We start from the raw sequence: 12641 nt of genomic DNA on the forward strand, positions 1-12641 counted from the left end.
TTTCTATTTCCTAGCTAAGCAATATAGAACTTTTCTTTTAAAACATATTCCTTTATTATTTCTATAATTTTCAAGTTCTTCAAGGGCTTCCTCTTTTAATTCTTTTAGTTTATCATTATCTATTTTTTCAAATAAACGTCTTACTGCATTTGACCACATTTCATTCCACCATTCCTCTTTATCTTTATATATAATGTCTTTATCTTCTTCATATAATCTTATATCTTTAAATCCAGCTTTACTAAGTACTTCTTCTATACCTTCTTTGGTATCTAATCGTGGAGTATCTGATTCTTCTTTTTTCTCTTTTTCATCTTTATTATCTTTAGGTTTTGTATCCAAATGTCTACCTATTAGTCCAGAAATCCAGCTATTATCTTCTTGAGTTCCCCAAACACTAAAGGCAACTTGTCCATCTTTTTTTAATATCTTCGATATATTAGATAATTTATTGTCTTCAATATATAAATAAGGGAAACCAAATCCACAAATAACGTAGTCAAAATAATTATCATCAAAGTCTAATTTTCCTGCATCCATCTTTATAACTTCAGCATTTTTTATATTTTTTTCTTTTATTTCTTTAGCAGTTTCTTTCACCATACCTTCTGATAAATCTATTCCAATAATCATTCCATTATCTCCAACTTGCTTTGATGCAGGAAATAGAGATGCACCTCTACCCATTCCTATATCTAATACTATGCCATTCTTTCTTATATCTGCCAGTTCAACGAGCCTACTACCAAACTGATTCCAATATTTAGGTCCTATTTTACCAAAGTTAGATGCAACTTTATCCCAAGTTTCATTTAATTCTTTTTTTACTTTTTCATATGTCATATTATCTCACCTCGTATAATATATTATATTCTATAAAATCTAGGGTCTAGGCATGTCTAGACCCTATTTTACATCCTTATGTATTGGTTGTTTTTCAGATTACTTATTTCCTATAATTCTTGTCTGTTCGTTCACCGCCTCTTCATAGGGCGGTGAACTGGGTTTGCCCAGTTCCTACATAACTTTCAATTCTCCCCTCTCAACTCTCCACTATAAAAAAAGTAAGCTTCCCTTAACCAAGGATGTATTACCTTAAGACTTGTCCTATTATTCCACATATATCTAATATAATTAAAAACACCTGATTCCAAGGATTTATCTAGACCCATTTTGACCTCTTCTAAATAAGGTGGTATATCTTTTTGATCCCATTCTAATTTATCTGATATAAATAATATCATATCTAACTTAGTTCCATTAGCCCTAAGGGTTGTATGACACTCAATAGCATTAAGTATATTTATATCATCTATGTTGAACATTTCCTTTGCTATCACCTTTGATAGCTTTTGATGAAGTATCATAGGGAACTGCTCTTCTTCTTCCAGTATCTTTATTCCCAATGCTCTACATAACTCTAGCTTTTTATCATTTGGAACTATTACACTGATATCATGTAAATACCCAGCTATTTTAGCAGATTTTTTATTTACTCCAAACATTCCTGCTAGCTCTTCACACTTTTTGGCTACCCTTAATGAGTGTTCTAAAGTTATAGAACATTGATATTTTGCTAATAGTTTAATACTATCTTCTTTAATGTCTCCAGCAAAATTGAAATCTTTTATAAATTCTTTTAAATTAATGTTCATATGTATCCTCCATAATTTTTGTTATATTCTGAAATTAGCATGTATATTCCTAATTATAACATATGTACTAATTTATAAGTAAAAAAATAACGATGATAAATCATCGTTATTTTTTTCTATTTCACTCTTTTCTACAAACAATTAATAACTCAGTGGCTGTAAAAAATCCTACATCATATTGATCATCTTTTATTTTATTTAAAGAGTCTATTAAATATTGATACTTTGAGTGTTCTTTCATGGTTTCAATTTTTTCACTAAAATTATTAAAAATGCTATCTAAAGTTTCCCTTTCTTCCTTTGGACTAACTCTCTTTTCTTGTTCTTTATGGGTATTATGTTCTGTCATCTCAATTATTTGTAGTCCTAAATCTTTGGCTATATCAACTATTTCCTGTTTTTTATATGTCTTATTATGATATCTTCCTTCTATAATATCAATTTCAGCATTCAAATGATGTAATTTAACATGAGATAATTGTTTTTTTGATTGGTTATCACAAAACATCTCCTGTATGATAAATAATCCTTTTGGTTTAAGCACTCTATTCATTTCATCTAATATTTCCCTTTGATTAGGAACATGATGTAAAGAATTTGATATACATACAACGTCAAAGCTATTATCTTCAAAATCCATAGAATTTCCATCTATATTCAAAAACTTAATATTTTCTTCCGTATGATTTTCCTTTGCTATTTTCAGCATCTCTTCATTTGTATCTATACCTATTATTTCTTTATATCCCTTAAGATTTTCTTTTAATATCGATATGAAAGGACCCCTTCCACATCCCAAATCTAATACTCTTCCTACTGAATATTTACCTAGAATTTGATTTATTCTATTCATTTATAAGCCCCCAAACTATACTTAAACAGTATAATTATATATTAGTTGTGATCATTTATATTTTGTAAAATATGGCACTTTTAAATAAGCTCTAAGCAATTCGTTCCTTTTTTCCGTAGCTAAGGTTTATTTTTAATCAATACTTGTTCCATTAATACCCTCCCCCCCTTATGTATTTTTATTTTAAAAACAAAATATACAATTAATATATAATTCTACTAATGTTATTTCTCCCCTTCTTTTTTATTAATAATAAAATTCACTTCACTTTAACTTCCCAGAGCATTTAGAAACCCACGATTTGAAATCGTGGGTTTCTAAATGCTCTGGGAAGAGACTAATGTCTTCCTTATTTATTCTTATCATTCCTTACATTTCTCCTTTTAGGATTGTTCACCATATCTTCACTGTCTATACTTCCTCTAGGTCCTGCAAATTCAGATGCCATTTCAGTAAAAATATTATCATTATTATTTTTTCCTGTTACCAGTTTTCGATTATTTACCATTTCATCATTATCAATGGCTCCTATATCTCCAGCAAGTTCATAGGACATTTCATTAAAAAGATTATCGTCATTGTCTTTTATAGCCTTTTTGTTATTTTTTAAATTTTTATTTTTCACTAAAATCACCTCATATTTATCTTTTGCTAAACACATAAATAAAAACTAGGTAATTTTTAGGTGATTAAATTAAAGTATGTAATTCTATTTTTTTATCATTGCTATTTGTTATATTGTATCAAGTTCTTTACAGCTCCCACAAAGTATAGATAACAAAAAAGCATAAAAACTATAATAAAGCTCCCTGACATAACAAAACCTATTGGTATTATCTCTGCCATTAAACCTCCAGTAGCCATTCCCATTGGGATAAGGGATGTCCCTAATGTCTTTTTAAAACCGAAAACTTTTCCCCGCATCTCTCCTGGGACAAATGCTTGCATGCTTGATTGAAGTATAGAATTTACAACTGAAACAGCAAGCCCATTTATAAATAATAATATACAAATAAAAAATACATTGGGCATAAATGGCAATATCACCATAGCTCCTGCGCTAATTAATCCTCCTAATATAAACATTCTAAATCTATTTAATATATTTATAATTGATAACATAGAAAAACCTACAAACATTCCGGCCACCGAAAAAGTCATCGCCATACCGTAGAGTCCTGCCCCAAGATATATTTTTTCATTAAAAAACGGCAGTAACAATGTTATACTGATTGTTCCAAAAAAATTTAAAAAAGCTACTGTTATATAAAGGTTTTTTATTCCTTTAGATTTTCTAACAAATTGAAATCCAGACTTCATATCACTCATAAATGTAATTTTTGAGCTTTCTTTCTTTGTGTTTGGAACCTTTATAAACATCTCTGTAAAGGCCGAAAAAATAAAAGATAGTCCATTAATTAAAAACATAAATGGTGCACCTAATATCTGAAATAGGTACCCTCCTGATAACTTTCCCAACATACCTGTCCCAGTCCCCAACATCGAAAAAGCAGAGTTAGCCTTAACTAACTTATCTTTAGGCACTATATCTGGAATAGAAGATTGAACTGCTGGTCCAAAGAATGATCCGCATATCCCCAATATAACTCCTCCTATTAATACCATCCACATCTGGACAATTCCTTTATAGGAAGCAACTCCTAAAAGTGTAATAGCTAGCCCTCGAATAATATCTGATACTATCAAAATCACTTTTCTATTATGTCTATCAACAAATGTTCCAGCAAAAGGAGAAATAAATACCCTAGGAATAGTTGAAGCCGCCATTAAACCTCCCATCAATCCTGTGGAGCCAGTCTTTGCTAATATCCAAAACCCTAAGGCTATATTATAAACACTATCTCCAAAACTAGAAACAAGTTGTCCCTGCCAAAGTAGAAAAAAATTTTTATTCCATAATTTCTTTTGTCTTTTATCTAGATTATTTTTAGAATCTAATTCCTTTTTAATACTTTCACTCATTTCGCTCTCTCCCTGATAAGTATTTAGGTCAAATTAAGTTTTTCAATTAAGTCATTGGGTTTATAAATTATTTCCGCTATATCTCCATCAAAGTTAGTTTCATTTCTTCTATTAAACCATATAGATTTAATCCCTAATTTAACTGCTCCAGATATATCAGTTTCCCATAAATCTCCTATCATAACAACATCCGAAATTTAAAAGTGGTACTAAGACCACTTTTTTCACCTCTATAATTCTTTATGCATAAGAATAGTTCCTTCTATATAGTATGGACCTAATATACCACCCTTAAAATTTTTAACTTCTTCAGAACTTTCACCGATTATATTATAATTATTTTTAAGATAAAAGGATTTTGCCCAATGGGCCTTATTATCAGCTAATAATACTATATTATTTATCTCATCTTTCCTTACACTCTCTTCTATTGATTTTAAGGTAGTGCTTCCAATCCCCTTACGATAATACTTAGGCAATAAATAAAGCATTACAATATATACAATATCTTTATCCACCTTCTTGGTAATTAAAAACCCTACTTTTTCTTCTCCATGATTTATTATGTATATGTCATACCCCTCTGGTAATTGCTTCTCAAATATTTCAGCTTGTTCTTCAAAGAAACCCGGTGAAATTTCATTATATAAAGGTATAGTCTCCCTACATACCTCTGCTATAAAATATCTGTCTTCCTCTACTGCTTTTATAAGTTTAACCTCCACCATATTATCCCCCCTTTATTTAATCATTTTTCCTTTGGCTATTTCTTACTTCATGCTTTATAATACATATCTTCCTAAGGTTCTCTGAACCTCATAGACATTTGTATCCCCTTTGAATTGTTTTTGTATCGGCATTTGTGTTCCTGATATCCATATCTTTAATTCTGCATCTAAGTCAAAGTGTCCAGCAGACTCAACACTAAAATGGGTTATCTTACTATAGGGAATAGAGTGATATTCAACTTTTTTACCTGTTACTCCCTGCTTATCCATAATTATTAATCTTTTATTTGTAAATATAAATAAGTCCCTTATCAGCTTATATGCCTTTTCTATATTTTCTCCATATATTATTATTTCCTCAAACTCCTTTTCTATCTTTTCAATGCTTATTTCCGATGCGTTACCTAAAAGTCCATTTAAAAATCCCATCTTTAATCATCTCCTTATATTTTTATATTAATCTATATACTATTAATTCTTCTTTTTTTAATTTTTCCCTTTATAATATTAAAATAAACTGGGGGATTACGAATCCCCCAGCAACTGTTTAGTTCGTATTATAAATCTTTCAAGTACTGTTTAGTTCATATTATAAACCCCCATATTTATGCTATCTTATTCTTTTTCAATAAGATAATGCCAATATTTCATAGGCATATTTTGTTTTTGTAATTTGGGATTTATTTTTTCCTTTATAACTATACTTTCAAAGTATTTTTTCCATAACTTTTGATAAATTTCTTCACTTTCACTTAATATAATTTCCCTATCCAATGTTATATCTCTAATAATCCATTTTTCCCTATTATATACCACTCCAATTTTCCTTTTTACATCATGTATAACCCAATTTTGGTCTGATAACCTATCTACAAAATGGTCAGCTAAAAGACCAATTATATTATAGGTAGGTTCAATTGGAGCATAATAAATATCCCCTTTAAGTTGTCTAAATCGTGTTAATCCCAGTAGTAGATGTCTTTCCCGATTAATTTTCTTACATATCTTGTGTATCCTCAATACCCTGTCATCGGATAAATAATTGTTTACTTCTTTTCCAACTTTCCATCCAAATCTCAAATAATCATATATATACTTTCCTCCATTCTCTACTTCTGAAAGAAAAACATAAAACACATTTTTTAAGGCTTGATTAGATATTTTACTTTGGATAGATTTATATACTTTTTCAGCTTTATTTTTATCAGTTTTGATATGTACCTCTCCAAGCAATAAATTTTTTTGATAGCTTTTTTCACTATGAATTTTTTCAGGAACCTCTCTTCGATAGTATGAATCATAGATTGCAGTCAATAACCCGTCAAAACTACCATCATAAATATATTGTACCATTAAAATTCCCCCGTTACTCTAGTAAATATGTCCTCAGTGGGTAGCAGGTTAGGATAAAGAGAAAACAATGAAAGCTGTTCCCCTCTAGATATATTTTTAGTTTTTTTACTGCTTTCCATAATTATCTTTTGTTTTATAACTTCTTGGTTTATTTTCTTTTCTCCATAGTATTTTCCCTTACAAGTTATAAAATATTTCGCCCTTTTCAAAACTATACCCATCTTTTTTAAATCATCATAATCTAAAGAAGTCATACGTCTCGCTGTAATAATTTTTCTTGCAGATTTAACTCCAACTCCTGGTATACGGAGAAGCATTTGATAGTCAGCTTTATTTATCTCTATGGGAAATAAATTTAAGTTTCTTATTGCCCAATCACATTTGGGATCTAAATTTATATCAAAATTTGGATTTACATCATTTAATAATTCATTTGACTTAAAGCCATAAAATCTTAATAACCAATCGGCTTGATATAGTCTATGTTCCCTTAATAAGGGGGGTGAGGATATAGCAGGTAAATTACGATGATTAGAAACTGGAACATAGGCAGAATAATATACCCTTTTTAGCTTAAACTTATCATATAATGCCTCGGAAAGATTTAATATCTTTAAATCCTGATCTTCTGTGGCTCCTACCATCAATTGGGTACTCTGTCCAGCGGGAACAAAGTTTGGCGCACTTCTATATAACCTTCTCTCTTCAGATCTCTGGGATATCTTTGATGTTATAAACCCCATTGGTTTTATTATAGATTCTTTTTTCTTTTGGGGTGCTAAAAGCTTAAGTCCATTACTTGAAGGAAGCTCTATATTCACACTCATCCTATCCACAAGTTTTCCCGCTTCTGAAATAAGATTAAGATCAGCCCCAGGTATTGCCTTAATATGAATATAACCATTAAAATTATGTACAGTCCTAAGTTTTTTAACCGTATCAAGTAATAATTCCATAGTATAATTGGGATTTTTATATACTGCTGAACTTAAAAATAATCCTTCTATATAATTTCTTCTATAAAAATTAATTGTTAAATTAGCAACTTCATCGGGAGTGAATGTAGCCCTAGAAACATCATTTCCCGACCTATTTACACAGTAGGCACAGTCATATATACAATCATTGGTAAATAATATTTTTAAAAGGGATATACATCTACCATCAGCGGACCAACTATGACAAATACCACTTAGCTGGGTACTTCCAACCTTACCTTTTTTACTTTTTCTTGAACTACCACTTGATGAACATGATACATCATACTTAGCAGCATCGGCTAGTATTTTTAATTTATTTAAAATATCCAACATAATCAACTCCTGTTGTATTATGATTCCATTTTACCATATAACTTTTATTTGTACAAACATATGTTCCTTCTTTATGTAAAAAAATAGGTATAGAAGTTTCTATACCCATTTACTTTAATTCTTTATTATCTTTTTTTCGCCCTAGGGAATCCTATTAATATAGAAAGTATGGCGAATACCCCTGCAAGTATAGGATAATGTAAATACTTCATTATAGCAACGGGAGTTATAGATGCAACCCCTGCTGCAACCAATAACTGAGCACCGTAGGGTACTATGCCTTGACAAGTAGAAGCAAATATATCTAATAAACTGGCTGTTCTCCTTGGGTCAATGTCATACTCTTCAGAGATATCCTTTGCTAGAGGTCCTGCCATTAATATAGATATGGTATTGTTTGCTGTACTTAAATCAACTAAACTAACAAGACCAGCTATACCAAATTGGGCTCCTTTTCTAGTTTTTATATTTTTAGTTATCAAGCTTAGTAGGTAATCAATACCACCATTATATTTTATAAGTTCCACTGTTCCACCTATTATTACTATAGTAATAGATAAGTCCTGTAACTCTCCCATACCTTTTGCTATAGCCTGAAAAAAACCATATACACCAAAGCTACCATATGCCATTCCAATAATACCTGAGAAAATAATTCCTCCGGCTAGCACTGCCATTACATTTAGGCCTAATAAAGCTGCCACTAGAACTCCTATATAGGGTAATATTTTTACTATTTCATATGGATATTCTTTTATTACTGTAGCTTGTCCACTAGGTGTTAATATGGCTAATATAACAATTGTTATTATTGCCGCTGGAAGTACTATAATAAAATTCATCTTAAACTTATCTGACATTTTACATCCTTGGGTTCTAACAGCTGCTATTGTGGAATCTGAAATCATTGATAGATTGTCCCCAAACATTCCTCCCCCTACAACAGCTCCCAGTGATAATGGAACTGGTATTCCTGTATTTTGTGAAATTCCCACTGCAATAGGAGCTAAGGCCACAATAGTTCCCATTGATGTTCCCATTGATAAAGAAATTAAACATCCTATAAAAAATAATCCTACTATCAATAGATTTTGGGGTAAAAAGGATAGGCCCAGATTTACTGTGGATTCTACCCCTCCCATCTGTCTAGCTACTTCTCCAAATCCACCTGCTAATAGCAAAATCATAATCATTAATATAACATTCGTTTCTCCTGCACCTTTACAAAATATTTCTACTTTTTTATCCATACTTTCTTTTCTATTCATCAATAGTGCCGTAGCTGCCGCTATTGTAAAGGCTACTATAACTGGCATTTTATAAAAGTCTCCAGTTACAATTCCTGTTCCTATAAAAAGAATCAAAAACACCAATAATGGGAATAGTGCCAATGGGTTACCTTTTTTTGTTTTTTTATCTGTCATTTTATCTCCTCTTTTCTTTAGTTTTTTATTTGATTACTATAAATTATACTAAATTTTTTATATCAATAGGATATTTGCCATATATTCTCGCTGCATCCATAAGTGCTACTATTTTATCTGGGTCCGTTCCAATAGGCACATCACATCCAGTACTTAATATATATCCCTTTGGACTATCATATGCCTTTTTGATACATGCCTTTGCTTCTTTGTATATATCATCTCTCGTCCCCATAAATATTGTATTGACGGGATCAACATTTCCTATTAAACAAACCTTATCTCCAAAGGCCTCCTTTAGTTCCCCTATATCATCTATATTATCTAGACTTAAATTTCCTATCCCTATATCAACCATATCCGGCCATATCCTTTTAGTTGTACCGCAAATATGTAAAGTAGTTGGACTTCCACATTTTTCTATAATTCTATCCATACATTTTTTAAGATAAGGCTTTGCAAACTCTCTAAATCTTTTTCCACTAATCATTGTATTAGATGCAACAGGTTCTGCTATACTTGCACTTAAACCTAGTTTACTTACTGCATCTATATATCTTATAACACTTTCAGTGGAAATTTCTAAAAGTTCATGGGCCTTTTTAGGATTCTTCCTTAAATCCTTTAGAAAGTTTTCAGTTCCCCTCAAAAAAGCCGCTGTAGTAAAAGGTCCTCCCATTGAGGTTCCAACACCAACTTCATGACCTAGTTTCTTATTTGTTATCTTAAGTGCTTTTAAAAAATATGCTATTCTTCCATCTTTATAAGGGTCAATAGGTCTTAGTTTTCCAATCTCTGTATAATCTTTAATGGCTGGTTCACTTATATGGGGAGTATTGTTTTCTGGAAATACTAATTTAGTACCCATGGCCTCTGGTATTCCCTGTAATCCCGGCCCAAGGCCTATACTATCCGGTCTAAATTTTTTAAAACTGCCAATGGCTACATCCACTATAGCCTCAACAGAATGATTATATTCCCTTATTGTGTGTCCAAATATAGGGGCACAACTCTCTCCCAAAAAAGGTGAACATGGAATTCTGTCTATTTCTTCACCTTTACTAAAAGCTTCCATCCTCTCCTTTGGTGTCATTTTATCTACTTTATAAATATCATTCATTATAAACCTCCTTATATTACTTGCTATCACCAAAAAAATTCTATAATAGATTGATGAAGTAAACAAATTGATAATTTTAATACAAAATTTATTGGTTATAGAATTTATTAATACTAAAGCAAATCAAAGCCAAAGAAAATTCTTTGGCTTACTTATCTTTCTTATTTTATGGCTCTAAAAATGGACTAGGCATGCCTAGTCCTACATTATCTCTCCTCTCTCCCTTCTCAACTCTCCTCCGATTTAAAAGTCTATTCCGTCAACCACATATTATACTTATCCTCTAATTTTTGTAACTTTCTACTTAACTCCTCATCAAAGTATTCCTTTTCATCAAATATAATTTTAACTAGATCTTCTTCTAACATCTCATAAAACTCTACTTTTTTACTATCTTGACTATTATAGACTTTATATTCTCCTTTATTAAATTTGTCTAATATGTATTCCTTTAGTTTTATAAATCTATCTTCTATTTTTCTTTCTTTTTCTATCTCTTTTATTTCTTCTTCAATGCCTTTAATGACCGGAAAGTCTTCACCTATTTCTCTATAGATATTAATTTGTTGTTCCTCTTCTAAAAGTCCATTTATGAACTTATATCCTAGGTCAGTATTTTTCCCGTTTCTATTAACTATAAATCCCCATGTATCTATTTGATAGTCATTCCTCATAACATCTGGTAATAAAACTATTCCTTTTGGATTCTCAAAATACATTTCTCTAAATTTTAAACCACTTTCACTCCCTTTTAAACTTAATAATCTATCATCTATATCGCATATCATAACAGCTTTATTAAATTCTCGTAAATTTTGAACCTCTTCGTCCCTCTTATATTCATAGTACTTACTATATTTTTCGTATTTATGCTCCCGTTTTAAATCATAGTTACCTGAGTATATCTGTTTCTTGGCATTATGAATATATGCTTTTATTTCATTTGTATTTATTTTTACTTTCTCCATACTTTTATTAAATATTCTTAAATTATTAAGGGGATATTTAACTATATCCAAGTATTCCCTATAACTGAATATTCTTGGTTGTAGTTCTAACCACTTATTCTTTATATTTATATAATCTTCTTTTGTCCAATTTAACTTAGATTCCTTTACTCTCAAGTCATCTAAATGCTTTTTATTTAGTGTAATAGGAGTATAATCCATTCCTATGGGAACATAATACATCTTATCATTTTTAAACCCATCATATAATTTTTCTATATTAGGAATATTGTCAGCAACTTCTAATGCCACCCCTTGGTCTACATACTTTTTATATGTATTTCTCCATCTTCCAATCAATATTAATGTAGGTCCATCCTCTAAATATAACTTTATGTTTAGCTTTTTTAAGTATTCTTCATAAGTAGGAGCTTTTATTTTATCAAATTTTACTTTTATATCATTATCAAATTCAAAAGTTTGTTTGTATAAACTTAGAACTGAATTAATTCTTTTATCCCTCATTGCTATAGCAATTTCTCTTTTGTTCTCTTTAACCTTTTTATTTAAAGTGTTCTCATTATCCTTACTACATCCAATTAAATTTAATATTAGAAATACAGATAGTGTTAACAATAGTTTTTTCTTCATTATCTTCTCCCTTCCTAAAATGTGCAATCTATCAATCTAATTCTTTATTCTAACCAATAATAATTTTACTTTTTAAAACTTATATTAATAAATGGGGAATGCTAGACAATTTATTTATTTTCTTACTTTACGGATATATTATTTAAAAGTAAATTTACTTTAATCCCAACAGTATAGTTTTGTTTCAGTGCAATCCTCTTCATCGTATGAAGTACAAGTTATTTTATATTTACAAGTTTGTCCACCTTCAGGTCTTTCCTCATAAAAAACATGTGTAGCAAAAGCCACATTACCAACAACCATTAACATTGTTACAACTGCTAAAAATAAAACTACTACTTTCTTATTCTTCATTTTACATACCTCTATTTAAATTTATTTTCCTAGCATTCCCCACCTAAAAATTATTACCTAGTTAAATGAATTAACCTTTTCAATTAATTCTTTTTGGAAGGACTTATCACTACTCCATCCATTTTTACCCATCTTTACATTGCCCTCTTTATCAATTACAAAACTTAATGGTATACTACCTACTCCTATTTTTTTATCTAGCTCTTCTTCTGTTATAAAATAATACTCAAATGGTATATCCTTATCTTTTATAAACTTAT

16 protein-coding genes are annotated in these 12641 nt (G+C 30.2%); all 16 read right to left on the reverse strand.

Annotation, left to right across the window (positions count from 1 at the left end):
• Positions 1 to 3: 3 nt before the first annotated feature.
• Positions 4 to 843, reverse strand: coding sequence for a class I SAM-dependent methyltransferase (locus V6137_RS15630; RefSeq protein ID WP_425448890.1), 840 nt, complete (start codon positions 841 to 843; stop codon positions 4 to 6).
• A 185-nt stretch (positions 844 to 1028) separates the two neighbouring features.
• Positions 1029 to 1655, reverse strand: a complete 627-nt coding sequence (gene yqeK / locus V6137_RS15635) for a bis(5'-nucleosyl)-tetraphosphatase (symmetrical) YqeK (protein ID WP_425448891.1) — start codon at positions 1653 to 1655, stop codon at positions 1029 to 1031.
• 121 nt (positions 1656 to 1776) lie between these two features.
• A complete protein-coding gene (locus tag V6137_RS15640) occupies positions 1777 to 2508 on the reverse strand; it encodes a class I SAM-dependent methyltransferase (protein WP_425448892.1) in 732 nt (243 codons plus the stop codon).
• Positions 2509 to 2857: 349 nt separating this feature from the next.
• The gene (locus V6137_RS15645) at positions 2858 to 3133 is read right to left on the reverse strand and encodes a hypothetical protein (RefSeq protein ID WP_425448893.1); all 276 of its coding nucleotides are present in this window, start codon (positions 3131 to 3133) and stop codon (positions 2858 to 2860) included.
• A 101-nt stretch (positions 3134 to 3234) separates the two neighbouring features.
• Positions 3235 to 4491, reverse strand: coding sequence for an MFS transporter (locus tag V6137_RS15650; RefSeq protein ID WP_425448894.1), 1257 nt, complete (start codon positions 4489 to 4491; stop codon positions 3235 to 3237).
• 23 nt (positions 4492 to 4514) lie between these two features.
• Positions 4515 to 4673 carry a hypothetical protein gene (locus V6137_RS15655; protein ID WP_425448895.1) on the reverse strand — a complete coding sequence of 53 codons (159 nt, stop codon included), beginning with the start codon at positions 4671 to 4673 and terminating at the stop codon, positions 4515 to 4517.
• A gap of 48 nt (positions 4674 to 4721) precedes the next feature.
• A complete protein-coding gene (locus V6137_RS15660; protein WP_425448896.1) occupies positions 4722 to 5216 on the reverse strand; it encodes a GNAT family N-acetyltransferase in 495 nt (164 codons plus the stop codon).
• Between the two features lie 57 nt (positions 5217 to 5273).
• Positions 5274 to 5648: a PH domain-containing protein gene (locus tag V6137_RS15665; RefSeq protein ID WP_425448897.1), complete on the reverse strand. Its 375-nt coding sequence runs from the start codon at positions 5646 to 5648 to the stop codon at positions 5274 to 5276.
• 186 nt (positions 5649 to 5834) lie between these two features.
• Complete coding sequence (locus tag V6137_RS15670; protein WP_425448898.1) at positions 5835 to 6572, reverse strand: TIGR03915 family putative DNA repair protein; 738 nt, start codon at positions 6570 to 6572, stop codon at positions 5835 to 5837.
• On the reverse strand, positions 6572 to 7882 hold the full coding sequence (locus V6137_RS15675) for a putative DNA modification/repair radical SAM protein (RefSeq protein ID WP_425448899.1): 1311 nt from the start codon (positions 7880 to 7882) through the stop codon (positions 6572 to 6574). The genes V6137_RS15670 and V6137_RS15675 overlap by 1 nt, the downstream gene beginning before the upstream one ends.
• Positions 7866 to 7994: a hypothetical protein gene (locus V6137_RS15680; RefSeq protein WP_425448900.1), complete on the reverse strand. Its 129-nt coding sequence runs from the start codon at positions 7992 to 7994 to the stop codon at positions 7866 to 7868. Before V6137_RS15680 ends, V6137_RS15675 begins: the two co-directional genes overlap by 17 nt.
• Positions 7995 to 8010: 16 nt before the next feature.
• Positions 8011 to 9309: a Na+/H+ antiporter NhaC family protein gene (locus tag V6137_RS15685; RefSeq protein WP_425448901.1), complete on the reverse strand. Its 1299-nt coding sequence runs from the start codon at positions 9307 to 9309 to the stop codon at positions 8011 to 8013.
• Positions 9310 to 9352: 43 nt separating this feature from the next.
• Complete coding sequence (locus V6137_RS15690; protein WP_425448902.1) at positions 9353 to 10429, reverse strand: uroporphyrinogen decarboxylase family protein; 1077 nt, start codon at positions 10427 to 10429, stop codon at positions 9353 to 9355.
• Between the two features lie 251 nt (positions 10430 to 10680).
• Positions 10681 to 12027, reverse strand: a complete 1347-nt coding sequence (locus V6137_RS15695) for a hypothetical protein (protein ID WP_425448903.1) — start codon at positions 12025 to 12027, stop codon at positions 10681 to 10683.
• 159 nt (positions 12028 to 12186) lie between these two features.
• Entirely contained in the window at positions 12187 to 12381 is a 195-nt protein-coding gene (locus tag V6137_RS15700) for a hypothetical protein (RefSeq protein ID WP_425448904.1), read from the reverse strand.
• A gap of 57 nt (positions 12382 to 12438) precedes the next feature.
• Positions 12439 to 12641: TlpA family protein disulfide reductase (locus V6137_RS15705; protein WP_425448905.1), on the reverse strand; the 203-nt coding region annotated here is incomplete at its 5' end.

Origin of the sequence: Dethiothermospora halolimnae (assembly GCF_037577855.1) — a bacterium.
GTDB lineage: Bacteria > Bacillota > Clostridia > Tissierellales > VENL01 > Dethiothermospora > Dethiothermospora halolimnae.

What these genes read in the sequence shown, in the direction of transcription:
- V6137_RS15630 (WP_425448890.1), bottom strand. Translation starts at nt 843, where the DNA reads ATGACATATGAAAAAGTAAAAAAAGAATTAAATGAAACTTGGGATAAA.
- V6137_RS15700 (WP_425448904.1), bottom strand. Translation starts at nt 12,381, where the DNA reads ATGAAGAATAAGAAAGTAGTAGTTTTATTTTTAGCAGTTGTAACAATG.
- V6137_RS15665 (WP_425448897.1), bottom strand. Translation starts at nt 5,648, where the DNA reads ATGGGATTTTTAAATGGACTTTTAGGTAACGCATCGGAAATAAGCATT.
- yqeK (WP_425448891.1), bottom strand. Translation starts at nt 1,655, where the DNA reads ATGAACATTAATTTAAAAGAATTTATAAAAGATTTCAATTTTGCTGGA.
- V6137_RS15685 (WP_425448901.1), bottom strand. Translation starts at nt 9,309, where the DNA reads ATGACAGATAAAAAAACAAAAAAAGGTAACCCATTGGCACTATTCCCA.
- V6137_RS15680 (WP_425448900.1), bottom strand. Translation starts at nt 7,994, where the DNA reads ATGGGTATAGAAACTTCTATACCTATTTTTTTACATAAAGAAGGAACA.
- V6137_RS15640 (WP_425448892.1), bottom strand. Translation starts at nt 2,508, where the DNA reads ATGAATAGAATAAATCAAATTCTAGGTAAATATTCAGTAGGAAGAGTA.
- V6137_RS15650 (WP_425448894.1), bottom strand. Translation starts at nt 4,491, where the DNA reads ATGAGTGAAAGTATTAAAAAGGAATTAGATTCTAAAAATAATCTAGAT.
- V6137_RS15695 (WP_425448903.1), bottom strand. Translation starts at nt 12,027, where the DNA reads ATGAAGAAAAAACTATTGTTAACACTATCTGTATTTCTAATATTAAAT.
- V6137_RS15670 (WP_425448898.1), bottom strand. Translation starts at nt 6,572, where the DNA reads ATGGTACAATATATTTATGATGGTAGTTTTGACGGGTTATTGACTGCA.
- V6137_RS15655 (WP_425448895.1), bottom strand. Translation starts at nt 4,673, where the DNA reads ATGATAGGAGATTTATGGGAAACTGATATATCTGGAGCAGTTAAATTA.
- V6137_RS15690 (WP_425448902.1), bottom strand. Translation starts at nt 10,429, where the DNA reads ATGAATGATATTTATAAAGTAGATAAAATGACACCAAAGGAGAGGATG.